The 23927-nt window shown below is 54.4% G+C and carries 24 protein-coding genes; 15 read left to right on the top strand and 9 right to left on the bottom strand.

Annotation, left to right across the window (positions count from 1 at the left end; genetic code table 11):
* Positions 1-194 precede the first annotated feature (194 nt).
* Entirely contained in the window at positions 195-740 is a 546-nt protein-coding gene (gene orn / locus AB6V08_RS16940; RefSeq protein ID WP_368543989.1) for an oligoribonuclease, read from the bottom strand.
* A gap of 107 nt (positions 741-847) precedes the next feature.
* Here orn and rsgA point away from each other — a divergent pair, with 107 nt between their 5' ends.
* The 3 genes from rsgA (at position 848) to mscM (ending at position 6309) form a co-directional block, all read left to right on the top strand.
* The gene (gene rsgA, locus AB6V08_RS16935) at positions 848-1900 is read left to right on the top strand and encodes a small ribosomal subunit biogenesis GTPase RsgA (RefSeq protein WP_368543988.1); all 1053 of its coding nucleotides are present in this window, start codon (positions 848-850) and stop codon (positions 1898-1900) included.
* A gap of 97 nt (positions 1901-1997) precedes the next feature.
* Complete coding sequence (gene asd / locus AB6V08_RS16930; RefSeq protein ID WP_368543987.1) at positions 1998-2966, top strand: archaetidylserine decarboxylase; 969 nt, start codon at positions 1998-2000, stop codon at positions 2964-2966.
* A gap of 19 nt (positions 2967-2985) precedes the next feature.
* Positions 2986-6309: a miniconductance mechanosensitive channel MscM gene (mscM, locus tag AB6V08_RS16925; protein ID WP_368543986.1), complete on the top strand. Its 3324-nt coding sequence runs from the start codon at positions 2986-2988 to the stop codon at positions 6307-6309.
* 47 nt (positions 6310-6356) lie between these two features.
* Here the strand turns inward: mscM and AB6V08_RS16920 are convergent, their stop codons facing one another.
* The 3 genes from AB6V08_RS16920 to epmA all read right to left on the bottom strand — a co-directional run bounded on the left by AB6V08_RS16920 (position 6357) and on the right by epmA (position 8522).
* A complete protein-coding gene (locus AB6V08_RS16920) occupies positions 6357-6674 on the bottom strand; it encodes a YjeO family protein (protein ID WP_368543985.1) in 318 nt (105 codons plus the stop codon).
* Positions 6674-7381, bottom strand: a complete 708-nt coding sequence (locus AB6V08_RS16915) for a hypothetical protein (protein ID WP_368543984.1) — start codon at positions 7379-7381, stop codon at positions 6674-6676. Before AB6V08_RS16915 ends, AB6V08_RS16920 begins: the two co-directional genes overlap by 1 nt.
* A 163-nt stretch (positions 7382-7544) precedes the next feature.
* Positions 7545-8522 (bottom strand): elongation factor P--(R)-beta-lysine ligase, encoded by a 978-nt coding sequence (gene epmA / locus AB6V08_RS16910; RefSeq protein WP_368543983.1) that lies wholly within the window; start codon positions 8520-8522, stop codon positions 7545-7547.
* A 311-nt stretch (positions 8523-8833) separates the two neighbouring features.
* On the opposite strand from epmA, the gene frdA reads away from it, so the two are divergent.
* The 6 genes from frdA (at position 8834) to AB6V08_RS16880 (ending at position 14013) form a co-directional block, all read left to right on the top strand.
* A complete protein-coding gene (frdA, locus tag AB6V08_RS16905) occupies positions 8834-10624 on the top strand; it encodes a fumarate reductase (quinol) flavoprotein subunit (protein WP_368543982.1) in 1791 nt (596 codons plus the stop codon).
* Positions 10617-11351 (top strand): fumarate reductase iron-sulfur protein, encoded by a 735-nt coding sequence (gene frdB, locus AB6V08_RS16900; RefSeq protein ID WP_028016426.1) that lies wholly within the window; start codon positions 10617-10619, stop codon positions 11349-11351. Before frdA ends, frdB begins: the two co-directional genes overlap by 8 nt.
* Before the next feature lie 10 nt (positions 11352-11361).
* The gene (frdC, locus tag AB6V08_RS16895) at positions 11362-11757 is read left to right on the top strand and encodes a fumarate reductase subunit FrdC (RefSeq protein ID WP_234673157.1); all 396 of its coding nucleotides are present in this window, start codon (positions 11362-11364) and stop codon (positions 11755-11757) included.
* Positions 11758-11767: 10 nt separating this feature from the next.
* Positions 11768-12127, top strand: coding sequence for a fumarate reductase subunit FrdD (gene frdD / locus AB6V08_RS16890; RefSeq protein WP_000609653.1), 360 nt, complete (start codon positions 11768-11770; stop codon positions 12125-12127).
* A 110-nt stretch (positions 12128-12237) separates the two neighbouring features.
* Positions 12238-13380, top strand: coding sequence for a CMY2/MIR/ACT/EC family class C beta-lactamase (gene ampC / locus AB6V08_RS16885; RefSeq protein WP_368543981.1), 1143 nt, complete (start codon positions 12238-12240; stop codon positions 13378-13380).
* A 102-nt stretch (positions 13381-13482) separates the two neighbouring features.
* Complete coding sequence (locus tag AB6V08_RS16880) at positions 13483-14013, top strand: lipocalin family protein (RefSeq protein WP_368543980.1); 531 nt, start codon at positions 13483-13485, stop codon at positions 14011-14013.
* Here AB6V08_RS16880 and sugE read toward each other — a convergent pair.
* A complete protein-coding gene (gene sugE / locus AB6V08_RS16875; RefSeq protein ID WP_014068595.1) occupies positions 14010-14327 on the bottom strand; it encodes a quaternary ammonium compound efflux SMR transporter SugE in 318 nt (105 codons plus the stop codon). The genes AB6V08_RS16880 and sugE overlap by 4 nt on opposite strands.
* 262 nt (positions 14328-14589) lie before the next feature.
* On the opposite strand from sugE, the gene AB6V08_RS16870 reads away from it, so the two are divergent.
* Complete coding sequence (locus AB6V08_RS16870; RefSeq protein WP_368543979.1) at positions 14590-15189, top strand: helix-turn-helix transcriptional regulator; 600 nt, start codon at positions 14590-14592, stop codon at positions 15187-15189.
* A 29-nt stretch (positions 15190-15218) separates the two neighbouring features.
* Here AB6V08_RS16870 and ecnB read toward each other — a convergent pair whose 3' ends face one another.
* The 3 genes from ecnB to efp all read right to left on the bottom strand — a co-directional run bounded on the left by ecnB (position 15219) and on the right by efp (position 16231).
* Positions 15219-15365 carry a lipoprotein toxin entericidin B gene (gene ecnB / locus AB6V08_RS16865; protein ID WP_003855942.1) on the bottom strand — a complete coding sequence of 49 codons (147 nt, stop codon included), beginning with the start codon at positions 15363-15365 and terminating at the stop codon, positions 15219-15221.
* A 108-nt stretch (positions 15366-15473) separates the two neighbouring features.
* The gene (locus AB6V08_RS16860; protein WP_368543978.1) at positions 15474-15605 is read right to left on the bottom strand and encodes an entericidin EcnA/B family protein; all 132 of its coding nucleotides are present in this window, start codon (positions 15603-15605) and stop codon (positions 15474-15476) included.
* 59 nt (positions 15606-15664) lie between these two features.
* A complete protein-coding gene (efp, locus tag AB6V08_RS16855) occupies positions 15665-16231 on the bottom strand; it encodes an elongation factor P (protein WP_010427766.1) in 567 nt (188 codons plus the stop codon).
* Between the two features lie 41 nt (positions 16232-16272).
* Here efp and epmB point away from each other — a divergent pair, with 41 nt between their 5' ends.
* On the top strand, positions 16273-17304 hold the full coding sequence (gene epmB, locus AB6V08_RS16850) for an EF-P beta-lysylation protein EpmB (RefSeq protein ID WP_368543977.1): 1032 nt from the start codon (positions 16273-16275) through the stop codon (positions 17302-17304).
* Positions 17305-17391: 87 nt separating this feature from the next.
* On the opposite strand, the gene AB6V08_RS16845 is transcribed toward epmB, so the two are convergent.
* Entirely contained in the window at positions 17392-17961 is a 570-nt protein-coding gene (locus tag AB6V08_RS16845) for a transcriptional regulator (protein WP_368543976.1), read from the bottom strand.
* A gap of 792 nt (positions 17962-18753) precedes the next feature.
* Here AB6V08_RS16845 and AB6V08_RS16840 point away from each other — a divergent pair.
* The 4 genes from AB6V08_RS16840 to AB6V08_RS16825 are packed head-to-tail and all read left to right on the top strand — an operon-like array spanning position 18754 to position 23685.
* Positions 18754-19314, top strand: coding sequence for a fimbrial protein (locus AB6V08_RS16840; RefSeq protein ID WP_368543975.1), 561 nt, complete (start codon positions 18754-18756; stop codon positions 19312-19314).
* A 54-nt stretch (positions 19315-19368) separates the two neighbouring features.
* Positions 19369-20061, top strand: coding sequence for a molecular chaperone (locus AB6V08_RS16835; RefSeq protein WP_368543974.1), 693 nt, complete (start codon positions 19369-19371; stop codon positions 20059-20061).
* 33 nt (positions 20062-20094) lie between these two features.
* A complete protein-coding gene (locus AB6V08_RS16830; RefSeq protein WP_368543973.1) occupies positions 20095-22650 on the top strand; it encodes a fimbria/pilus outer membrane usher protein in 2556 nt (851 codons plus the stop codon).
* 15 nt (positions 22651-22665) lie between these two features.
* Positions 22666-23685 (top strand): fimbrial protein, encoded by a 1020-nt coding sequence (locus AB6V08_RS16825; RefSeq protein WP_368543972.1) that lies wholly within the window; start codon positions 22666-22668, stop codon positions 23683-23685.
* Positions 23686-23927 lie beyond the last annotated feature (242 nt).

Genomic DNA, 23927 nt, shown 5'->3' with positions numbered 1-23927 from the left:
ATCTGTACTTATTTTGTTGCTGTCGTAACGTGTAATTCTCTGTCGTTACGGGAGGCGCATTATACGAGAATTCCTTTTGCCTGCAACCCCCCTTAAAGCGATTTTTTTGAAATTCAGTTCAAATGCTTATTAAATCGGCAAGCTGCACAATTTAACGGCAAAAACCCGGCCACGCAAGGCGCCGGATCGCAAAATCACAGCTTAATAAAGTTTTCGCGGTAGTAGGAAAGCTCCGCCACGGACTCACGAATATCGTCCATCGCCTGATGCGTGCCCTGCTTTTTGAAGCCATCGAGGATTTCAGGCTTCCAGCGGCGCGCCAGCTCTTTCAGCGTGCTCACGTCCAGGTAGCGATAGTGGAAGTAAGATTCCAGTTCAGGCATGTACTTAAACAGGAAACGGCGATCCTGTCCGATGCTGTTGCCGCAAATCGGTGATTTCCCGGCGGGAACCCACTGCTTCAGAAATTCAATGGTCGCCAGCTCGGCTTCGCGGTCGCCCTGGGTGCTGGCCTTCACGCGCTCAACCAGCCCGCTGCCGGTGTGGGTACGCACGTTCCACTCATCCATCAGCGCCAGTTGTTCATCGGATTGATGAACCGCAATGGTCGGCCCTTCTGCCAGAATATTCAGGTTAGCATCGGTCACCAGCGTGGCAATCTCAATAATGCGATCGCGCTCGGGATCCAGCCCGGTCATTTCAAGATCAATCCAAATCAGGTTGTTTTCATCTGCGCTCATGTTATTTTCCACCCTTCTCGCATAACCGGCAGTAGCAGGTTAACTAGTATTAATTAGAGTGTATCATAGAGGTTTTGCCCATTACGGGCGACCAGGAGCCAGTGCGATTGAGTAAAAATAAACTCTCCAAAGGGCAGCAGCGCCGCGTAAAAGCCAACCACCAGCGCCGTTTAAAAACCACTTCGGAGAAGGTCGATTACGACGACAACCTGTTTGGCGAACCAACCGAAGGCGTGGTAATCAGCCGCTTCGGTATGCACGCCGATGTGGAATCCGCTGAGGGTGGCGTTCACCGCTGCAACATCCGTCGAACGATTCGCTCGCTGGTCACCGGTGACCGCGTCGTCTGGCGTCCGGGCAAAGAGGCCGCAGAAGGCGTAACGGTTAAAGGCATCGTTGAGGCCGTCCATGAACGTACCTCCGTCCTGACCCGCCCCGATTTCTACGACGGCATCAAGCCAATTGCCGCCAACATCGACCAAATCGTGATTGTTTCCGCGATCTTGCCGGAGCTGTCGCTCAACATCATCGACCGCTACCTTGTTGCCTGCGAAACCCTGCAAGTTGAGCCGATTATCGTCCTGAACAAAATCGATCTGCTGGATGACGACGGCATGGCCTTTGTAAACGAGCAGATGGATATCTACCGTAACATCGGTTATCGCGTGCTGATGGTGTCCAGCCACACCAAAGATGGCCTGAAGCCGCTTGAAGAGGCGCTCACGGATCGCATCAGCATCTTTGCGGGCCAGTCCGGCGTGGGCAAATCCAGCCTGCTGAACAACCTGCTGGGCCTGCAAAAAGAGATCCTGACCAACGATGTCTCGGACGTATCGGGTCTGGGCCAGCACACCACCACCGCCTCGCGTCTGTACCACTTCCCGCACGGCGGCGATGTGATCGACTCCCCTGGCGTGCGGGAATTTGGCCTGTGGCATCTCGAACCGGAACAAATCTTCAACGGTTTTGTCGAATTCCATGACTATTTAGGCGCGTGTAAATATCGCGACTGCAAACACGATAACGACCCGGGTTGCGCTATTCGCGAAGCGGTTGAGAACGGGGAAATTGCAGAGACTCGCTTTGAAAATTACCACCGCATTCTGGAAAGCATGGAAGACGTAAAAACGCGTAAAAACTTTTCTGATTCTGATAACTGACAACTAAGCTAAGCATCGCTAAAATCGTCCCCTTTTTTCAGGTTCCGGCTCGTTGAAGCCGGATCAGGAACGACAAAACAATGGCCTGGAGGCTACCTTGTTAAACTCATTTAAACTTTCGCTTCAATACATTCTGCCAAAACTGTGGCTCACTCGCCTGGCGGGCTGGGGCGCGAGCAAACGAGCTGGTTGGCTGACCAAACTGGTCATCGACCTGTTCGTGAAATACTACAAGGTCGACATGAAAGAGGCGCAGAAGCCGGACACCGCCAGCTATCGCACCTTCAATGAATTCTTTGTGCGCCCACTGCGTGATGAAGTTCGCCCGCTGAACACCGATCCGAACGTGCTGGTCATGCCTGCCGACGGCGTTATCAGCCAGCTGGGTAAAATCGACAACGACAAAATTCTGCAGGCCAAAGGCCACAACTACAGCCTGGAAGCGCTGCTGGCGGGTAACTACCTGATGGCGGATCTGTTCCGCAACGGTTCTTTCGCTACCACCTACCTGTCGCCGCGCGACTATCACCGCGTCCACATGCCGTGCAACGGTATCCTGCGCGAGATGATTTACGTGCCGGGCGACCTGTTCTCCGTGAACCACCTGACGGCGCAGAACGTCCCGAACCTGTTTGCCCGTAACGAGCGCGTCATCTGCCTGTTTGATACTGAATTTGGCCCAATGGCGCAGATTCTGGTGGGCGCGACCATTGTAGGCAGCATCGAAACCGTCTGGGCGGGCACCATCACTCCGCCGCGCGAAGGCGTGATCAAGCGCTGGACGTGGCCTGCGGGCGAAGCGGAAGGCTCTGTGGCGCTGCTGAAAGGCCAGGAGATGGGCCGCTTCAAGCTGGGCTCCACCGTTATCAACCTTTTTGCGCCGGGCAAAGTTAACCTGGTTGAACAGCTCGAAAGCCTGTCCGTGACCAAGCTTGGCCAGCCGCTGGCGGTCTCTGCCGAAACCTTCACCGCCCCGGACGCAGCGCCTGCGCCGCTGGCAGAAGAAGAGATCAAAGCCGAGCACGATGCCAGCCCGCTGGTTGACGACAAGAAAGACGAAGGCTAACTACAGAAGGATCGCTGACGTGCGCCCGATTATCGTTCTACTGATGGCCTGGTGCCTCAGCATGGGGGCGTACGCAGCGACAGCCCCCGACGCCAAACAGATAACCCAGGAACTGGAGCAGGCAAAAGCGGCGAAACCCGCTCAGCCGGATACCGTTGAGATACTCCAGGCCGCGCTGAACGCGCTTGAGGAGCGAAAAGGCTCTCTTGAGCGCGCCCAGCAGTATCAGCAGGTTATCGATAACTTCCCCAAACTCTCGCAAACCCTGCGCACGCAGCTCACTAACCTGCGCGACGAACCCCGCGACGTGCCTGCGGGCATGACGTCCGATGCGCTGAACCAGGAGATCCTCCAGGTCAGCAGCCAGCTGGTGGAAAAAAGCCGCCAGGCGCAGCAGGAACAGGAGCGCGCCCGCGAAATTGCCGACTCGCTCAGCCAGCTTCCGCAGCAGCAAACCGACGCCCGCCGCCAGCTCAACGAAGTGGAGCGCCGCGCCGGAACAGTTTCAGGCAATACCGCGCAAAATCAGGCGCAGAATCTCAACATTCAGGCGGAATCCGCCCGGCTCAAGGCGCTGGTCGATGAGCTGGAGCTGGCGCAGCTTTCTGCCAACAACCGCCAGGAGCTGGCGCGCATGCGCTCCGAGCTGGCGCAAAAGCAGAGCCAGCAGCTCGACGCCTACCTGCAGGCCTTACGCAATCAGCTGAACAGCCAGCGCCAGCGTGAAGCCGAGCGCGCCTTAGAAAGCACCGAACTGCTGGCCGAAAACAGCGATAACCTGCCGGTGGGGATCGTCGATCAGTTCAAGGTTAACCGCGAACTGTCCGCCGCCCTGAACCAGCAGGCGCAGCGTATGGATTTAGTGGCGTCCCAGCAGCGCCAGGCCACCAATCAAACCCTTCAGGTTCGTCAGGCGCTCAACACCCTGCGCGAACAGTCCCAGTGGCTGGGCTCCTCTAACCTGCTTGGTGAGGCGCTACGCGCGCAGGTGGCGCGTCTGCCGGAGATGCCAAAGCCGCAGCAGCTTGATACGGAGATGGCGCAGCTTCGCGTTCAGCGCCTGCACTTTGAAGATCTCCTCAACAAACAGTCGCAAATCCGCCAGATCCGTCAGGCCGACGGGCAACCGCTCACCAGCGAGCAGAACCGCATTCTGGACGCCCAGATGCGCACCCAGCGCGAGCTGCTGAACTCCCTGCTGCAGGGCGGCGATACGCTCATTCTGGAACTCACTAAGCTGAAAGTGTCCAACAGCCAGCTTGAAGACGCGCTGAAAGAGGTCAACGAGGCGACGCACCGCTACCTCTTCTGGACGTCCGACGTGCGCCCGATGACCTTCGCCTGGCCGATTGAGCTGGTGCAGGATCTGCGCCGTCTGATCTCACTGGATACCTTCAGCCAGCTGGGACAGGCCAGCGTGATGATGCTCACCAGTAAAGAGACCATCTTCCCGCTGCTGGCCGCGCTGATTCTGGTGGGCTTTAGCATTTATTCGCGCAGGCACTTCACCCGTTTCCTGGAGCGTTCAAGCGCGCGCGTCGGCAAGGTGACTCAGGATCACTTCTGGCTCACGCTGCGCACCGTGTTCTGGTCAATTCTGGTGGCCTCGCCGCTGCCAGTGCTGTGGATGACGCTGGGCTACGGCCTGCGCGAGGCCTGGCCTTATCCGCTTGCGGTGGCGATTGGCGACGGCGTGACCGCCACCGTGCCGCTGCTGTGGGTGGTAATGATCTGCGCCACCTTTGCCCGTCCGAATGGCCTGTTCATCGCCCACTTTGGCTGGCCGCGTAACCGGGTGGCGCGGGCGATGCGTTATTATCTGATGAGCATCGGGCTTATCGTGCCGCTGATTATGGCGCTGATCATGTTCGATAACCTCAACGACCGGGAGTTCTCCGGCTCGCTGGGCCGCCTCTGCTTTATGCTGATTTGCGGCGCGCTGGCGATTGTCACGCTCAGCCTGAAACGCGCGGGGATCCCGCTGTACCTCGATAAGACGGGCAGCGGCGATAACATGTTTAACCGCCTGCTGTGGAACCTGCTGCTTAGCGCCCCGCTGGCGGCGATCCTGGCTGCGGCGGTCGGCTATCTGGCGACGTCGCAGGCGCTGCTGGCGCGTCTTGAAACCTCGGTGGCGATCTGGTTCCTGCTCCTGGTGGTGTATCACGTGATTCGCCGCTGGATGCTCATTCAGCGCCGCCGACTGGCCTTCGACCGCGCCAAGCACCGACGGGCGGAAATCCTGGCCCAGCGCGCGCGCGGCGAGGAAGAGCCTAACCATATCAACAGCACCGAAGGCACCGCAGAGGCGGATGAAGTCGAGCTGGATCTGGACGCCATCAGTACCCAGTCCCTGCGTCTGGTGCGCTCGATTTTGATGCTGATTGCCCTGCTCTCGGTCATTGTCCTGTGGTCGGAAATTCACTCCGCGTTTGGCTTCCTGGAGAACATCTCGCTGTGGGATGTGACCTCTACGGTGCAGGGAGTAGAAAGCCTTGAGCCGATTACGCTGGGCGCGGTGCTGATTGCGATACTGGTGTTTATCATCACCACGCAGCTGATACGTAACTTCCCTGCGCTTCTGGAGCTGGCGCTGCTGCAGCATCTGGATCTGACTCCGGGAACGGGCTATGCGATCACCACCATCACCAAGTATCTGATCATGCTGCTTGGCGGGCTGGTTGGCTTCTCGATGATTGGTATTGAGTGGTCCAAGCTGCAGTGGCTGGTCGCCGCGCTCGGCGTGGGGTTAGGCTTTGGCCTGCAGGAGATTTTCGCCAACTTTATTTCGGGCCTGATCATCCTGTTTGAAAAACCGATCCGCATCGGCGATACGGTGACGATCCGCGATCTGACCGGCAGCATCACGAAGATCAACACCCGCGCCACGACGATCAGCGACTGGGATCGCAAAGAGATCATCGTGCCGAACAAGGCGTTTATTACCGAGCAGTTTATCAACTGGTCGCTGTCCGACTCCGTCACCCGCGTGGTGCTGACCGTACCGGCTCCGTCGGATGCCAACAGCGAAGAGGTGACGCAGATCCTTTACACCGCCGCGGAGCGCTGCTCGCTGGTTATCGACAACCCGCCGCCGGAAGTGTTCCTCGTGGACCTGCAGCAGGGGATTCAGATTTTCGAGCTGCGTATTTACGCCGCCGAAATGGGACACCGTATGCCGCTGCGCCATGAGATCCACCAGCTAATTCTGGCGGGCTTCCGCGAGCACGGCATCGATATGCCGTTCCCACCGTTCCAGATGCGTCTGGAAAGCCTGGACGGTCGTAAGACGGGAAGAACGCTAACGTCAGCGGCGCGAAAACGCCCGGCGGGAAGTTTGTAGCCAACAAAAACCGGTCATCTAACGTGACCGGTTTTTTTCGACGGCGATTACCACAGGCAGAGCTGATAGCGGATAAAGAACTGCCATAGCCAGTACCCGCTAATCAAAAGAGTGATCAAATAGACAAACCAGTACCGTGTTCTTTTAATAAGGATGGCATAAATTGCGGGGAAAAATACAGGTAGAGAAAAGAAAACCCTAACATCACGTGAATCATCATTCTCGATGTATTTCATGAGATCACAAATATTTTTTATCTCCCCCTGTCCTATCCACCACTCTTTATCCTGAATTGAACAAAACACAATCCAAAACAGGGATGTGATGCACCATAAAAAACCTAAAGTGAAAACTTTCCAGGTCATTATCTTCCCTCCAGTATTTTCATTATTGTCTCTTTCTTTTTTAGAATCTGACGTCCGTACTCGCTGTACTCACGCGAAGATGAACCTATCGGGGCATAAATAGAATTAATAATATCAGCAGCGTTTCTTTGTATTCCACGGTTGTAACGAGAACCAGCCAATATAAATTGTTCATCTGTTATTTTAGACGTATCAATGCCGGGATTGTCATACAAAATTAAGTCTCGCAGATGAAAAGCTACTACCCGAATATTGAAGCTATTATCTAATAAGCACTGAGCAAGCCTGAATTGCTGGAAATGGTCGAGCGTATCAGGATCGATGCCCAGCGTTTGTGCCGCGACTCCAAGCTGGATGGCGATAGAACCAACAGAGGTAGTATTAGAGTATTTATTATTTTCGTCCAGAATTTCATCTATAACCTGCTTTGCCTGTAAAACCCCTAGCCCCTTAAATCGTTCAGGCATTCCCCCTACTTCAGATACAGCAACCCCAGCCAATAAAAGCTCAGGAATTCCAGCTTCTTTTGCATACTGCCTAATCATATCTCTGTGATATATAAACCAAGCGCTTTTATAAAGCCATAGATATGCATCACCGGTCATAAATTCCCAACTTGTGGGAAGAATGTACCAACGAAAAGCATCGAAACCATCCCAATGAGGGAAACCATACTCATCAATTTTGCAATAAATGAAGTCTTTCATTATCATTTTGCATCCTAATTAAAGTTTGCAAAATATCATTGCTACACATTTAAAATGTGACGATCGCAACAAAAAAATAATGAGATAAGTCGTTTTCCATACCCTTTATAAATTGCATGCAATCTATAAAGGGTATGGATATAAAATAGTTGTATTCGCTAAATCAGGCGCGATCGACCGTAAACGCTATCACGTCGCCCAGCTGTTCTGCGCCCAGCGCCAGCATGACCAGACGATCCACGCCCAGCGCCACGCCGGAGCAATCCGGCAGACCGGCTTTTAACGCTTCCAGCAGGTTGGTATCAATCGGCTGCTGCGGCAGGCCGCGGGCGGCACGCTTGCGGTTGTCCTGCTCGAAGCGCTGCTGCTGTTCGCGCGCGTCGGTCAGCTCGTGGAAGCCGTTCGCCAGCTCGATGCCCTTGTAATACACCTCAAAACGCTCCGCCACGCGGTGATCTTCGGTGCTGATCAGCGCCAGAGAAGCCTGGCTCGCCGGGAAATGATAGACAAACGCCGGGCGATCTTTGCCAATTTGCGGCTCAACGCCAAAGGTGAACAGCAGCTGCAGCAGCGTGTCGCGATCTTCTTCGGTATCGGCGACGTTGCTGAGACCCAGCTTTGCCGCCACTTCGCGCAGCTGCGCTTTGTCGGCGGACAGCGGGTCAATTTCCAGATAGCGCTGGAATGCCTGCTGGTAGGAGAGCGTCTCGGCTTCGGCGCAGTCCAGCACCTGCTGCAGCAGATCGTCCACCTCGTTCATCAGGCGGTACATATCGTAGTGCGGGCGATACCACTCCAGCATGGTGAATTCAGGGTTGTGATGACGCCCCATCTCTTCATTGCGGAAGCTGCGGCACAGCTGATAGACCGGGCCACATCCTGCGGCCAGCAGGCGCTTCATGTGGTATTCCGGGCTGGTCATCAGATACAAATTCATGCCCTGAGAGTGGCCTGGGCCAACAAAACGGGTTTCGAACGGGACCAGATGAATATCGGTTACCGTTGCCTGGCTCATGCACGGCGTTTCCACCTCAAGGACTCCGCGATCGGCAAAGAAACGGCGAATTTCCGTCATGATGGCCGCGCGTTTTAACAAATTAGGGATGGACGCGCTCGGCTGCCAGGTGGCCGTTTCGCTCATGGGTTTTTCTCCGATTTCAAACAAGGGCACGAAGTCTACTCGTTAGCCGGGGCAGAGACAAATTTTGCGCAGCAAATGGGTCGTTTTCATTCACTGTTATAATTTCGTGACGCAATTCATCAATCACAGTGATAAAACCGCCGAACAGAACAGCAAAAAAATCGAACACGTCAAATTTCCCTGATTTACACGCGGTTATACTGTTTTACCCATAAAGGAGCAGTGGATACGCTTTCGCGATAGCCCATCCGGGCAGGTGAACTACCTTTAGGTCATCGCATTGCGAAATAACAAAAATCTGGAGGAATGTCGTGCAAACTTTTCAAGCCGATCTTGCCGTAATAGGCGCTGGCGGAGCTGGATTACGCGCTGCGATTGCCGCAGCACAAGCTAATCCAAACGCTAAAATCGCTCTGATTTCAAAAGTCTATCCGATGCGCAGCCACACGGTTGCCGCAGAGGGAGGATCCGCCGCCGTTGCGCAGGATCATGACAGCTTCGAATACCATTTCCACGACACGGTTGCAGGAGGCGACTGGCTGTGCGAACAGGATGTGGTCGACTACTTCGTGCATCATTGCCCGACGGAAATGACCCAGCTCGAACAGTGGGGATGCCCGTGGAGCCGCCGTCCGGACGGCAGCGTGAACGTTCGACGCTTCGGCGGAATGAAAATCGAACGAACCTGGTTCGCCGCCGACAAAACCGGCTTCCACATGCTGCATACCCTCTTCCAGACCTCTCTCCAGTTCCCACAAATTCAGCGCTTTGACGAACATTTCGTTCTCGACATCCTGGTGGATGACGGCGAAGCCCGTGGCCTGGTGGCGATGAACATGATGGAAGGCACGCTGGTGCAGATCCGCGCGAAAGCGGTGGTGATGGCAACGGGCGGTGCGGGCCGTGTTTATCGCTATAACACTAACGGCGGCATCGTGACCGGCGACGGTATGGGCATGGCGCTCAGCCACGGCGTTCCGCTGCGCGATATGGAGTTCGTGCAGTATCACCCGACCGGTCTGCCGGGCTCCGGCATTCTGATGACGGAAGGCTGCCGCGGTGAAGGCGGTATCCTGGTCAACAAAAACGGCTATCGCTACTTGCAGGATTACGGCATGGGCCCGGAAACCCCGCTCGGCGAGCCGAAGAACAAATATATGGAACTCGGCCCGCGCGACAAAGTGTCCCAGGCGTTCTGGCACGAGTGGCGCAAGGGCAACACCATTTCGACCCCGCGCGGCGATGTGGTCTATCTCGACCTGCGTCATCTGGGCGAGAAGAAGCTGCTGGAACGTCTGCCGTTCATCTGCGAACTGGCGAAAGCCTACGTTGGCGTCGATCCGGTCAAAGAGCCGATCCCGGTGCGTCCAACCGCGCACTACACCATGGGCGGTATCGAAACCGATCAGCAGTGTGAAACCCGCATTAAAGGGCTGTTCGCCGTCGGCGAATGTTCTTCCGTTGGCCTGCACGGCGCTAACCGTCTTGGCTCTAACTCGCTGGCAGAGCTGGTGGTGTTTGGCCGCATGGCGGGCGAGCGCGCCATGGAGCGTGCGTCAACGGCAGGCGAAGCCAACGGCGCCGCGCTGGATGCCCAGGTGGCTGACGTTGAAAAACGCCTCAAAGACCTGGTGAACCAGGAAGGCACCGAGAACTGGTCGAAAATTCGCGATGAAATGGGCCTGTCGATGGAAGAGGGCTGCGGTATCTACCGTACCCCTGAGCTGATGCAAAAAACCGTCGACAAGCTGGCGGAACTGCAGGAGCGCTTCAAGCGCGTTCGCATCACCGACACCTCCAGCGTCTTCAATACCGACCTGCTCTATACCATCGAATTGGGCCACGGCCTGAACGTGGCGGAATGTATGGCGCACTCCGCGCTGGCGCGTAAAGAGTCACGCGGCGCGCACCAGCGTCTGGATGAAGGTTGCACCGAACGTGATGACGTCAATTTCCTGAAACACACCCTCGCCTGGCGCGATGCGGATGGCACCACGCGTCTGGACTACAGCGACGTGAAGATCACCACCCTGCCGCCAGCTAAACGTGTATACGGTGCAGAAGCAGAAGCCGCCGAGAAGAAGGAGAAGGCGAATGGCTGAGATGCAAAAACTGAAAGTTGAAGTGGTGCGCTACAACCCGGAAGTGGACACCGCACCGCACAGCGCTTTCTATGAAGTCCCTTACGACGAGCAAACCTCTCTACTGGATGCGCTCGGCTACATTAAAGATAACCTGGCGCCGGACCTGAGCTACCGCTGGTCCTGCCGCATGGCGATTTGCGGCTCCTGCGGCATGATGGTGAACAAGGTGCCGAAGCTGGCCTGTAAAACCTTCCTGCGCGATTACACCAAAGGCATCAAGGTTGAAGCTCTGGGTAACTTCCCGATCGAGCGCGATTTGGTGGTCGATATGACCCACTTTATCGAGAGCCTGGAAGCCATTAAGCCGTACATCATCGGCAATCCGCGCACGCCGGATCAGGGGCCAAACACCCAGACCCCGGCACAGATGGCGAAGTACCACCAGTTCTCCGGCTGCATCAACTGCGGCCTGTGCTATGCCGCCTGCCCGCAGTTTGGCCTGAACCCGGAGTTCATTGGCCCGGCCGCGATTACGCTCGCGCACCGCTATAACGAAGACAGCCGCGACCACGGCAAAAAGGAACGTATGGCGCAGCTCAACAGCCAGAACGGCGTATGGAGCTGTACGTTTGTGGGTTACTGCTCCGAAGTGTGTCCGAAGCATGTCGATCCGGCCGCCGCTATTCAGCAGGGGAAAGTGGAAAGCTCGAAAGACTTTCTTATCGCTACCCTGAAACCACGCTAAGGAGTGCATGATGACGACTAAACGCAAAGCCTACGTGCGGCCAGTGCCGTCCACCTGGTGGAAAAATCTGCCGTTTTATCGCTTCTATATGCTGCGTGAAGGCACCGCTGTTCCTGCGGTCTGGTTCAGCATTGAACTGATGTACGGCGTGTTCGCCCTGAAGCACGGTCCGGAAACCTGGATGAGTTTTGTGGGCTTCCTGCAAAACCCGATCGTGGTGATCCTGAACCTCATCGTGCTGGCAGCGGCTCTGCTTCATACCAAAACCTGGTTTGAACTGGCGCCAAAAGCGGCGAACATCATCGTAAAAGGCGAGAAAATGGGGCCAGAGCCGGTTATCAAAGGGCTTTGGGCAGTGACGGCGCTCGTCACTGTTGTCATCCTGTTTGTCGCGCTGTTCTGGTAAGGAGACTACCGTGATCAATCCAAATCCTAAACGTTCCGACGAGCCGGTCTTCTGGGGTCTGTTTGGCGCAGGCGGTATGTGGAGCGCCATTATCGCGCCGGTCATCATCCTGCTGGTGGGCATTATGCTGCCGCTGGGGCTGTTCCCGGGCGATGCCCTGAGCTATGAGCGCGTTCTGGCCTTCGCGAGCAGCTTTATCGGCCGCGTGTTCATCTTCCTGATGATCGTCCTGCCGCTGTGGTGTGGCCTGCACCGTATTCACCACGCCATGCACGACCTGAAAATCCACGTGCCGAGCGGCAAATGGGTGTTCTACGGTCTGGCGACCATCCTGACCGTGGTGACGCTGATAGCGGTCGTCACCATTTGAGTATTCAGGCCCGCCGTTCGGTGGGCCTTTTATTTTTCCGCGTTATCCAACACACTCTCCTCTTCTGATGGGCCGGACATCCCTTGCCCCGCAATTACGGAAGATGACTCATGAAAAAATCCCTTTGCAGCCTGCTGCTGCTCACCGCCTCCTGCTCTGCTTTGGCCGGAACGATGTCGGACAAACAGCTGGCTGACGTCGTGGAACGCACCGTTACCCCGCTGATGAAGCAGCAGGCTATCCCCGGTATGGCAGTGGCGGTCATTTATCAGGGTAAACCCCACTTCTTTACCTTCGGTAAGGCCGATATCGCAGCCGATAAGCCCGTCACTCAGCAGACGCTGTTCGAGCTCGGCTCCATCAGCAAAACCTTCACCGGGGTGTTGGGCGGCGATGCGATAGCGCGCGGTGAGATTTCACTGAACGATCCGGCGACCAAATACTGGCCCGAGCTGACGGGCAAGCAGTGGCAGGGCATCCGCCTGCTGGATCTGGCGACCTATACCGCAGGCGGGCTGCCGTTGCAGGTGCCGGATGCGGTAACCGACAGCGCCTCGCTGCTGAACTTCTACCAGACCTGGCAGCCGCAGTGGAAGCCCGGCACCACCCGCCTTTATGCCAACGCCAGCATCGGCCTGTTTGGCATGCTGGCGGTGAAGCCTTCCGGGCTGAGCTTCGAACAGGCGATGACCCAGCGCGTATTTAAGCCGCTGCAACTCTCCCATACCTGGATTAACGTGCCGAAGTCAGAAGAGCAGCACTACGCCTGGGGCTATCGCGACGGGAAGGCGGTTCACGTATCGCCGGGAATGCTGGACGCCGAAGCCTACGGCGTGAAAACCAACATCGGCGATATGGCAGGCTGGGTGATGGCAAACATGCAGCCGGACAGCGTTAAGGACGCCTCGCTGAAGAAAGGCATTGCGCTGGCGCAGTCCCGCTACTGGCACGTGGGCTCGATGTATCAGGGGCTGGGCTGGGAGATGCTGAACTGGCCGGTTGACGCTAAAACCGTCGTGGACGGCAGCGACAACAAGGTCGCGCTGGCGCCGTTGCCTGCAGCGGAAGTGGTACCGCCTGCGCCGTCAATGAAGGCATCCTGGGTGCATAAAACCGGCTCTACCGGCGGTTTCGGCGGCTACGTGGCCTTTATCCCGGAAAAGAACCTCGGGATCGTGATGCTGGCGAATAAGAGCTACCCGAACACGGCGCGGGTCGAGGCGGCCTACCGTATTCTGGAAACGCTGCAATAAGACGCTGCCGGGCGCAGCGCCGCCCGGCAAAACCTCCCGCACAAAACCCGCATTTTTCCTGCTGTCATCTACACTTAACAAAAAACCAGTAAGGAAACACCTATGCGCATTTTGCCTGTTATTGCCGCAGTAACAGCCGCGTTTTTAGTGGTTGCCTGCAGTTCTCCTACCCCGCCTCCCGGCGTCACCGTCGTCAGCAACTTTGATGTTCAACGCTTCCTTGGAACATGGTATGAAATCGCCCGTATGGACCATCGGTTCGAACGGGGATTAGAGAAAGTCACCGCGAATTACAGCGCGATGGATGACGGGGGGATCCAGGTCGTCAACCGGGGCTATAACCCCGATCGCGAAATGTGGCAGCAGTCGATCGGCAAAGCCTACTTTACCGGCAGCCCGACCCGCGCCGCGCTGAAAGTCTCATTTATCGGCCCCTTCTACGGCGGCTATAATGTGATTGCCCTCGACAGAGAGTACCGGCACGCGCTGGTCTGCGGGCCGGATCGCGACTACCTGTGGATACTCTCGCGCACGCCAACGATATCCGATGAAATGAAACAGCAGATGCTGAACGTCGCGACCCGGCAGGGGTTTGATGTAGCGAAGCTAATCTGGGTTAACCAGCCCCGTTAATGGGCGCTGAGCTTTAAGCCGATAATTCCGGCCACAATCAACGCGAGGCTGGCGATACGCGCCAGGCTCGCGGATTCACCCAGCAGTAAAATCCCCGTAATCGCCGCGCCAACGGCGCCGATCCCCGTCCAGACCGCATAGGCCGTGCCAACGGGCAGCGTCCGCATGGCCCACGACAGCAGCGCAATGCTGACCACCATCGCCGTAACCGTAATCAGGCTGGGCATCAGGCGGGTAAAACCGTGGGTGTATTTCAGGCCAATGGCCCATACCACTTCGAGCAAACCGGCGATAACAAGAATAATCCAGGACATATCAGGCTCCTTAACTTAACTGAAAGTTGGGGCCGTCCCCGGTGAAAGAGGCGCTTACGGGTCGTCCCGTAAGGCAGAGATTAGGCGTCATATTTTGGTTAACGGATGATTTTTTTTCAATACCTTTGTATGGCTGAAGTTAAGGCGAGAAATAGCCTCAGTATGGCGCGGAGTTCACGCTTTTAGCACTCATCCGACTTCTCTATGATGGTGTGCTTTCTGATGGCAGGAAGCCAAACCACCAGCCGACTGCGAATAAAACATGTTCAAAATTTTATTGATTGACCGTTGTCACTTCACCCGCGCAGGGTTTGAAGCATGGCTCAATCATTCAGGCCTGTTTCCGGGTCACTACGTCGTAACCGGACTCAATAACCTTTTCCTCGCCAGAGAGCATATCCTGCAGTGGAAGCCCACGCTGGTCATCGCTGACCTGCACGGCTTCAGGCAGGACACGCACCCCTTCCAGCAAATCAACGCGCTGATGAAGGCCTGCGCCACACAGCCCTTTATCCTGCTGCAGTCGGACGACGCGCCAGAGATGAAAGAGCATCTGGCACCGTACCCGATATGGTCATCGCTGCTGAAAAATACCGGGCTTGAACAGCTGGCAACCGTCATTAACGATGCCCTTGCCGCCTGCGCCAGCGTCGAAATACCGCAAATCGCCGCGCCGCTCTTAACCCGCCAGGAAGAGAAAGTGCTGAATATGTGGATGGATGGCGCCAGCAACCAGAAAATCGCCAGCTATTTGAGCATCAACGGGAAAACGGTTTATACCTATAAGCGAAATATCCGCATGAAGCTTCACATGGATACGCGCTTCTCGCCGTTTCTCTCTCTACAGGGTGCAGAAAATTGACGGTACGATAACGTACCGTCTTTGCTTCGTTAGTTCTGAGCTTTTGTCGCAGCACCGGAAATGGCGTTACCACCGTCGGAGATATCTTCCCCTACGCCGCGGGTGGTATTACATGCGGTCAGTACTGAAGAAAGCACCAGGACAGAAAAGATCGCTGCAATTGTTTTCTTAACCATAATATCTTCCTTTTATAGCCAAAGTTATTTTGTGTATAGCAACTTAAGGATAGACAAGATCCCGACGTTTGACGGAAAAGGAAGCATTTTTAGGAGAATTGGAAGCAGTCAGCTGGCAGCGTGAGAAATCACGTGACCCAGATCTTTGATGTCTTCACCTACGCCGCGCGCGGTGTTACAGCCGGAAAGGAAGGTGCTGGCGAGCACAAACAGAAGCAGAATTTTAACGGTACGTTTCATCATCCCTGCCTGAGTCAATCAGGCGCAGCGGGCGCTGCGCCTCAAATCATTCACATGAATTACTTCACGCGTGATACGTATTCGCCGGAGCGGGTATCAACTTTGATCACTTCGCCAGTCTGAACGAACAGTGGCACTTTAACCACTGCACCGGTAGACAGCTTAGCCGGCTTGCCGCCAGTACCCGCGGTGTCACCTTTCAGACCTGGATCGGTTTCAACGATTTCCAGTTCAACGAAGTTTGGTGGCGTCACAGCGATAGGCTGGCCGTTCCACAGGGTCACGATGCACTCTGCCTGATCCAGCAGCCATTTAGCGCTATCACCTACTGCTTTCTCATCAGCTGACAGCTGTTCGAAAGTAGAGTTGTTCATGAAGTGATAGAATTCACCGTCGTTGTACAGGTAGGTCAGGTTCATATCAACTACGTCTGCGCCTTCTGCAGAGTCGGTTGATTTGAAGGTTTTCTCTACGCGAGTACCGGTCAGCAGGCGGCGCAGCTTAACGCGCGCGAATGCCTGGCCTTTGCCTGGTTTAACGAATTCGCTGGCTTCAACCGCGTACGGTTCGCCGTCCATCATGATTTTAAGACCAGCACGAAAATCGTTGCTATAGTAAGTCGCCATAAGGCCCTCTGAAAATTGTTAACTGGTAGCTAAGCCACAAAATGGCGCATATTGTAACCCTAAATACCCCGTCCAGAGAAGATTGGTTATCGCAACTTGCCGATGTAATCACCAGTCCTGATGAATTGCTGCATCTTTTAGACCTGGATAAGCACGAAAATTTACTCGCTGGCCGTGAGGCGAAACGCCTCTTCCCCCTGCGCGTTCCCCGCGCGTTTGTCGCCCGCATGGAGAAAGGTAATCCTGACGATCCGCTGCTAAAACAGACGCTTACCCTACAGGATGAGTTTGTTACCGCGCCGGGTTTCAGCACCGATCCGCTGGAAGAACAGAACAGCGTGGTGCCGGGTCTGCTGCACAAATACATGAACCGCGCGCTGCTGCTGGTGAAAGGCGGCTGTGCGGTAAATTGTCGCTACTGCTTCCGCCGCCACTTCCCGTATGCCGATAATCAGGGCAATAAGCGTAACTGGCAGGCGGCGCTGGACTACATTGCGGCGCACCCCGAGCTGGATGAGATTATCTTTTCCGGCGGCGATCCACTGATGGCGAAAGATCGCGAGCTCGACTGGCTGATCGACCAGCTTGAGGCCATCCCGCACATCAAACGCCTGCGCATTCACAGCCGTTTACCGATCGTCATCCCGGCGCGCATTACCGACGCCCTGGTTGCCCGCTTCGAACGCGCGTCGCTGCAAATTCTGCTGGTAAACCATATCAATCATGCCAACGAGATTGACGATGCGTTTCGTCAGGCAATGAGCAAGCTGCGCAGGGCGGGCGTTACGCTGTTGAACCAGAGCGTGTTACTGCGCGGCGTTAACGACAATGCGCAGGTTCTCGCCAACCTCAGCAACGCGCTGTTTGACGCCGGCGTGATGCCTTACTACCTGCACGTTCTGGATAAAGTGCAGGGCGCCGCGCATTTCATGGTATCGGACGATCAGGCCCGGGCGATTGTGCGCGAGCTTTTGACGCTGGTCTCCGGCTATATGGTGCCGAAGCTGGCGCGCGAGATTGGCGGTGAGCCAAGCAAAACGCCGCTGGATTTGAAGCTGAAGCAGGGTGAATAAAACTTGTCTGGCCGATTGCCAGACAAGTTAACACCGCGTTCAGACGCCACGATAAAAGAGAGATTTCACATCAGGAGGAGTTTTTATCTATTTTCTTAAGTAACTCCCAATAAGCGAAAAGAGTTCGACCAACGTGAAGAATATGAAAAGCGAAATGAACCACTTCGGTATTTTTAGCTCAACTCGGGGCATTCCCAGCGACGAGTCCTTTTTCCGGGTTTGCACGAGTGAGCGAGAGAATTCAGGTAATGCAGGATGTTGAATCTTAGAAACGACGTGGGATGCAGGGGCAGAGTGGCGAACATTACTATCATCTAAAATTTCAACGCGCGTTCCTGACGACAAAATGAAACCTTTACTACGCACCGTCACCACGATGTCAGAGCTCAGACCAGATTTTTTAAGTGACTTACGTAAAAGGGAAATATTTTGGTAGAACGTATTTTGCGAAACAACAATGCCTCTGGCCTGCCAGACCTCTTCAAGGAAATTATCTCTGGAAACAACTTCCCCTCTTTTTTCCAGCAACAGCTGTAAACATCGTGCGGTCGGTGAATTAAGCGTTATAATCTCCCCGTGATCATCCAGTGGCCTTAATTCACAAGAATTCACATCAAAAATTATTTCGCCATTGATCATAAATAAATTCATTGACATGGTTCGAGAGCCTTCCTTGTAGGTTGAATTTAGTCAATAGATAACCGCCCATCCCGGACTACTTTAAGTTGGCATTAGAAACAAACGAAAGTGAAATCACCTATTCACAGTATTTATCTCACATGACCCGGGCATCCTACCATAATATCCAAGATATAATAAAGGTTTTAAAAGCTTTAAATATAATATGCGAGGCTTTCATCCAATCATATGTTAAACGGATAATTAAATATCGCTAGCCGCTAATATCACGTCTGCAAACCTAACAGAACCGTGACATAGCCACACATGCGGGCATAAAAGTTATAACAATTTGCACTCATATTACCCAATAAACCCAGAATAGATAAAAACCAAAGAAACCAAGAACATGTAGCTTATCCCATCCAATCACCCGCTGAAAGCGGCGGGTTTTTAGCAAATTCCAGTGGTTTTAAAGCTTAACTCATAATCACAACAAATACTTTCAATCAAACCATATTAAATTTTAATGCATGAAATGCTAAATTAAATATTTCAGGCATTTTACCTTTCCACCTAATCAAACTTCAGAAAAAAGATTCAACATTATTCACAAGCCATCGGAATTAAAACGCTTTACCTTATATTCCACTTCGCCCCGACGCGCCAATGTATTTATTTATATGCGACAACCGCAGTGGTAATTACGTCAGCCGAGAAAGCGAAGTAAAGAAAACAGGTAAAGCTGGCAAAGCCTTCGTGAGATTAAATGCGATCGCATCGTCATGCTACAGGAACCGCTAATTAATTTTAGTCAAATGGATCAAGTAAATGAAAAAAAATATTCTCGCCGCAATCATTACCGCTACCGTTGTTCTGAGCTCACAGGCTTTTGCAGCGAATACCGCTCAGCTGGTTATTCACGGTACCGTAACTGACACCGATAACACCTGTAACGTCACGCCATCTGGTGCCATCACTGGCGGTACCGTTGTGCTGGATGATATTAAAGTTTCTGCCCTGGAAGCGCTGGCAGTTAACAGCCCATCTCTGGCCTCTGCCAAAGACGTGACCTACAAAGTAGAAGACTGTAAGAAAGACGGTAAAGATTACGACGGTAATCTGAACGTTAGCGTAGCGGGTGACTATATTTCCGGCTCCCCAGATATTCTGACCAACCAGGCGGCTTCTCCGGCTAAAAACGCCGCTCTGGCGCTGATGAACAGCAACGATTCTTCCCGCGTTAAATTCGACGGCTCTACTGCTCAGACCGTTGCTTATACTGCGGGCACGCCAGCCACGCTGAAATATAAAGCAGCCTACGTGAAAACCGCTGCCGGTGTAGAAGCGGGTGACGTTAAAGGTGTTGCCACCTTTACTATCACTTACTAATGCACGAAAGAGCCTGCTCAATGCAGGCTCTGTTTTACTTTCAGGGATTGAATTATGCGAATGTCATTATCAAAGCTGGTGGCGGTTATTACGTTAGCCGTGAGCGGCGTAGCGCACGGCGGCGTGGTTATCGAATCCACGCGCTATTTGTTAAAAGAAGGCTCGCGCGAAATTAGCGCGCAGATGGAAAATAAAGACGACGCGCCTTTTTTAATGAAATCCTGGGTTGAGCCCGCCGAGGGCAGCAAAACCTCTTATTTCATGGTCACGCCCCCGCTTTTCCGCCTTGAGGCCAGGCAGCGTAATACCGTGCGTATTTTCCCGAATGCTGACATTGTTCACGCGCCAAAAGACCGGGACAGCGTCTATTACTTTAACGTGATGTCGATTCCCCCTACGAATAATGACATTGAAAGTGAGAACAAGCTGCAGCTCGCCGTGCGCCACAGAATGCGCCTGGTATATCGCCCCGCCGCCATCCAAAGCCTGTCGCTGGATAAAGAAGCACAAAAGCTGGAATGGAATAAATCCGGCAGTGCGGTGACGTTGAAAAACCCGACGCCGTTTTTTCTCTATTTCAAGTCGGTCCAGATCGGTGGGAAAGAGCTGAAAGAAACCATTTCCACAATAGAAGCCTATTCAACAAAGCGCTTTGAATTACCTGCGAATATCAATGGCCGTGAGATTTCCTGGAAGGTTGCAACAGAAGTTGGGGGCAGTGGCTCACTACATACCTCATCCATTTAACAATGACAACCACTGGCTATCCTGGTAAAAAACATGGCTGCATTTAACAAAAAATGGAATCATTTATTTCTTAAACGATATTCGCAGTGTGTCGCACTCGCGCCCGCGCTCTTACTCGGTTTAAATAGCGGTGCGCTTGCGCGTGATTTTTTTGACCCGGCATTTATGAAGTCCGTTGGGCAAAGCGATCCCTCTTCCGTTCCTGATTTATCCATTTACTCCAGCAAAGATGCGCAGTCACCCGGCGATTATCGTGTCGAAGTATTATTAAATAACGACTATCAGGAAACTGCCACGATCCGCTTCGTTGAAGCGAAAAGCGCTATCCCGGGTGAAGAGAATAATACGGTCCTGGCGCCCTGCTTAAGCCTGGACAGGCTGGCCAGCTATGGGCTGCGCCTTAACGCCTTTCCCTATCTGAAAGAGAACGCCGACGGCTGCGCCAACACCGAAATCATTCCTGACTTTGCCGCGGAATTTAACTTCAACACCCAGCAGCTGTTTGTCTCTATTCCCCAGGCGGCGCTCACCAGCGTTGCCCAGGGGTTTATTCCAGAATCTGATTTCGACGACGGCATTAATACCCTGCTGGCGAACTACCAGTTTAACGCCAGCAAAGATTTTGAATCAGAAAACGAGAGCTACGGCCTTAACCTCCAGTCTGGCCTGAACCTTGGCCCGTGGCGCCTGCGTAATCTCGGCAGCTGGAACAAAGAGGCCGGGAATAGCGGCAGCTGGGAATCGGTCTATCTGTACGCCCAGCGCAATATTATTCCGCTGAAAAGTACGCTGGTTGTCGGCGAAAGCTCCTCGCTTTCGAGCATTTTTGATAGCGTCCCTTTTACCGGCGTTCAGCTCGCCAGCGATATCGATATGCTGCCCGAAAGCCTGCGCGGCTATGCGCCTATCGTGCGCGGCATCGCGAAGACCAACGCCCGCGTGGTGGTCAAACAGAACGGCTATCAGATTTACCAGGCCTTTGTTGCGCCCGGTGCCTTTGAAATTAAGGACATGTATGCCACGGGCGGTAACGGCGATCTGTACGTTACCGTGGAGGAGGCCGACGGCTCGCAGCAAAACTTCATCGTGCCCTTCGCCTCCCTGCCGCTCATGCTGCGCGAAGGCCAGGTGGAGTATGAAATCACCTCCGGTAAATACCGCCCCTACGATGGCGATATCGATGAAACGCCCTTTACCCAGGCAACGGTGACCTACGGCGCGTTTAGTAACACCACGCTCTATACCGGTATGCAGGCCGCCGCGAACTATCAGGCTCTGGCCTTCGGCGTGGGGCATAACCTCGGTTACCTGGGGGCGGTATCGGCGGACGTTACCCAGGCCTGGTCGACGCTAAAGGATGAAGACAAAACCACCGGGCAGTCCTGGCGCGTGCGTTACGGCAAGAACATTCTTGATACCGGCACCAACGTCACCATTGCGGGCTATCGCTACTCTACCGAAGGCTACCGCACGCTCTCTGAGGTACTTAACACCTACAGCAACAGCGAGGGCATCAGCACCTATCGGCTGGTGAGAAACAGAACCAACCTGACGGTTAACCAGAGTTTGGGGCAAGGTCTGGGCAGCATTTCCGTTACCGGACTTTTAGAAGACTACTGGGACAGCAAGCGCCGAAACAGCTCCCTCAGCCTTGGCTACAACGGCGGCTGGAACCGGGTGAACTTCTATCTTGGCTACAGCTACAGCCGTTACACCTGGCAGGACAGCAACTACACCCGCGAGAAAGAGGACGATCATCTCTTCTCGTTAACCGTCTCGGTGCCAATCGGCGAGTGGCTGCCGAACGCGTATGTCTCTTACCAGATGACCAACAGCAATCCGGGCTCAACGGATCAGTATGTCTCCCTCTCCGGCGTGGCGATGGAGAACAACAATCTGGACTGGAGCGTGCAGGAAGGTTACAGCAACCGGGAGAGCACCAGCGGCGGCGTGTACGGCACTTACCGCGGCTCTCAGGGCACGGTCAACGGCAGCTACAACTACAACCAGCACAGCAAGCAGATTAACTACGGCGCCAGCGGCGGCATACTGCTGCACGCGAACGGCCTGACCCTGGGCCAGGAGATGTCTGATACGGCAGCGCTGATCAAGGCGCCGGGGCTGAGTGGCGTGCGTCTTGAAACCGACCCGACCATCAAAACGGATTATCGCGGTTATGCCATCGTTCCGTACCTGAGCCCCTACCGGCGCACCAGTATCACGCTGGACAGTACCACCCTTGCAGGAAATATGGAGCTGCCGAACGCCACCCAAAAAGTGGTGCCGACGCGCGGGGCGATCGTGCGCGCCGACTTCGAGGGCAATATCGGCCATCGGGCATTCCTGATCCTTAAGCAACCCAACGGGCGCTACGTGCCGTTTGGCGCCACGGCCACGCCGCTGGCAGGCAAAGGAACCCAGGCCAGTATCGTCGGGGATAACGGCATGGTGTATCTGTCAGGCCTGAAAGAGGCGGGCGAGATCCTTGCCAAATGGGGCCCTGATTCCGGCCAGTCCTGCAAAGCTGACTATAACCTTCCGGCCACAAATGAAGGGGTTGTTCAGGCGACCGTCATTTGCCGTCAATAAGAAGCGAGCAACATTATGAAAAAGCGTCTTTTCCTCATCGCGCTACTCTTTCTCTTTCAACACACAGCCTCGTTGGCCTGCAGCTACACCGGCTCGGAACAAAAGATTAACTTCAACTTCAAAGGCGTCAAGCTGCTCTCCGACGACAGCCTGCCGGTCGGCAGCGTGCTCGCCGTGAAAAAAGTCGGCGGCAACGTCGCGAACATGAAAAGGTTCGCCAACTGCTCGGCAGGCGACGTGTACGCCGTCCTCGCCTCTGCCGGCCTGACGGAAGCGCCGGGCGTGAGGGGCGTGCAGGGCGGAATTGTGTACGAAACCGGGATCCCGGGCATCGGTTTTCAGATATCCGACGCCATCAGCGGGACAAACCTGCGTCCCGTTCCGGCCGTCTTCCAGACCGTGTCTGCCCAGGGGCTAAGCAGCGGCAGCGTCGAGCAAATTACCGTCTGGCTGGTGAAGACCCGTGACAAGATCGATCCCAGCGAAACCGGCAATAACGCCACCGTGTCGTTTAAAGCCGGGCCGGCAAATCAGATCCAGCGCAGTGAATACCTGCTATTGCAGATTAACCTGGCGTTTGGCCCGTTCACCTACAAAAAGACCTCCTGCAACGTTACGCCTCGAGGCGGCGGGACGGTAACCCTACCGAAGATAGAAGCGAAAGTGCTGCGTAATAAAGCCGCTGGCGCAACGACGGACAGTAAGCAAGATATCAATCTGGATATCAGCTGCCCGGCCGACTCGGTGGGGACAAAGTATATCTACTGGTTTAACCCCATCACCGCGAACTCCACCACCAGCAACGGCGTTCTGCTGAATAACATCAGCTCTGCTGCCGGCGGGGCGAAGAATGTCGGCGTTATCATCAAAAAGGATGGCACCGCCATCAGGTTTTACGACTACAGCGCTTACGGATTCTCTAAAATCAAAAGCAACGAGGTGATCTCCCTGACGGCTGATTATTATAAAACGGCCTCACCCCTCGAGCCCGGACAGGTGCAGGCAATTTTTGAAGTGATACTTCAGGAGGAATAATCGCGCCAAATCAAAACCTGAGCAAATATAAACAAACACCATCATCACGCAAATTTATAAATACCGCGCAAAATATCTTCTCATGCGTATTCCTCCCAATGTGAACTCTCATTTGATGCGAGTTCACATTGTCTTTTTTACGTTAAAAACGCCGCTTTCAGGCGCTGTACCCCACCGCCTGCCAGAACGGCAGTTCTCCGCTATAACATTATGACTTTCAGCGTGTTAAGATGTCCTCCATT

Origin of the sequence: Enterobacter soli (assembly GCF_964208575.1) — a bacterium.
GTDB classification, from domain to species: Bacteria; Pseudomonadota; Gammaproteobacteria; order Enterobacterales; family Enterobacteriaceae; genus Enterobacter; species Enterobacter soli_A.
Note: the sequence above shows the minus strand (reverse complement) of the source record. Positions and strands in the feature narration are given on the sequence as shown.

Bases quoted from the DNA above. Each gene is read 5' to 3' on its own strand.
- AB6V08_RS16860 (WP_368543978.1), bottom strand. From the start codon at position 15,605: ATGAAACGTACCGTTAAAATTCTGCTTCTGTTTGTGCTCGCCAGCACC.
- AB6V08_RS16915 (WP_368543984.1), bottom strand. From the start codon at position 7,381: ATGAAAGACTTCATTTATTGCAAAATTGATGAGTATGGTTTCCCTCAT.
- efp (WP_010427766.1), bottom strand. From the start codon at position 16,231: ATGGCGACTTACTATAGCAACGATTTTCGTGCTGGTCTTAAAATCATG.
- epmB (WP_368543977.1), top strand. From the start codon at position 16,273: ATGGCGCATATTGTAACCCTAAATACCCCGTCCAGAGAAGATTGGTTA.
- AB6V08_RS16830 (WP_368543973.1), top strand. From the start codon at position 20,095: ATGGCTGCATTTAACAAAAAATGGAATCATTTATTTCTTAAACGATAT.
- AB6V08_RS16840 (WP_368543975.1), top strand. From the start codon at position 18,754: ATGAAAAAAAATATTCTCGCCGCAATCATTACCGCTACCGTTGTTCTG.
- AB6V08_RS16825 (WP_368543972.1), top strand. From the start codon at position 22,666: ATGAAAAAGCGTCTTTTCCTCATCGCGCTACTCTTTCTCTTTCAACAC.
- frdB (WP_028016426.1), top strand. From the start codon at position 10,617: ATGGCTGAGATGCAAAAACTGAAAGTTGAAGTGGTGCGCTACAACCCG.
- AB6V08_RS16880 (WP_368543980.1), top strand. From the start codon at position 13,483: ATGCGCATTTTGCCTGTTATTGCCGCAGTAACAGCCGCGTTTTTAGTG.
- epmA (WP_368543983.1), bottom strand. From the start codon at position 8,522: ATGAGCGAAACGGCCACCTGGCAGCCGAGCGCGTCCATCCCTAATTTG.
- AB6V08_RS16835 (WP_368543974.1), top strand. From the start codon at position 19,369: ATGCGAATGTCATTATCAAAGCTGGTGGCGGTTATTACGTTAGCCGTG.
- frdC (WP_234673157.1), top strand. From the start codon at position 11,362: ATGACGACTAAACGCAAAGCCTACGTGCGGCCAGTGCCGTCCACCTGG.
- ampC (WP_368543981.1), top strand. From the start codon at position 12,238: ATGAAAAAATCCCTTTGCAGCCTGCTGCTGCTCACCGCCTCCTGCTCT.
- AB6V08_RS16845 (WP_368543976.1), bottom strand. From the start codon at position 17,961: ATGTCAATGAATTTATTTATGATCAATGGCGAAATAATTTTTGATGTG.
- AB6V08_RS16920 (WP_368543985.1), bottom strand. From the start codon at position 6,674: ATGACCTGGAAAGTTTTCACTTTAGGTTTTTTATGGTGCATCACATCC.
- AB6V08_RS16870 (WP_368543979.1), top strand. From the start codon at position 14,590: ATGTTCAAAATTTTATTGATTGACCGTTGTCACTTCACCCGCGCAGGG.
- sugE (WP_014068595.1), bottom strand. From the start codon at position 14,327: ATGTCCTGGATTATTCTTGTTATCGCCGGTTTGCTCGAAGTGGTATGG.
- ecnB (WP_003855942.1), bottom strand. From the start codon at position 15,365: ATGGTTAAGAAAACAATTGCAGCGATCTTTTCTGTCCTGGTGCTTTCT.
- orn (WP_368543989.1), bottom strand. From the start codon at position 740: ATGAGCGCAGATGAAAACAACCTGATTTGGATTGATCTTGAAATGACC.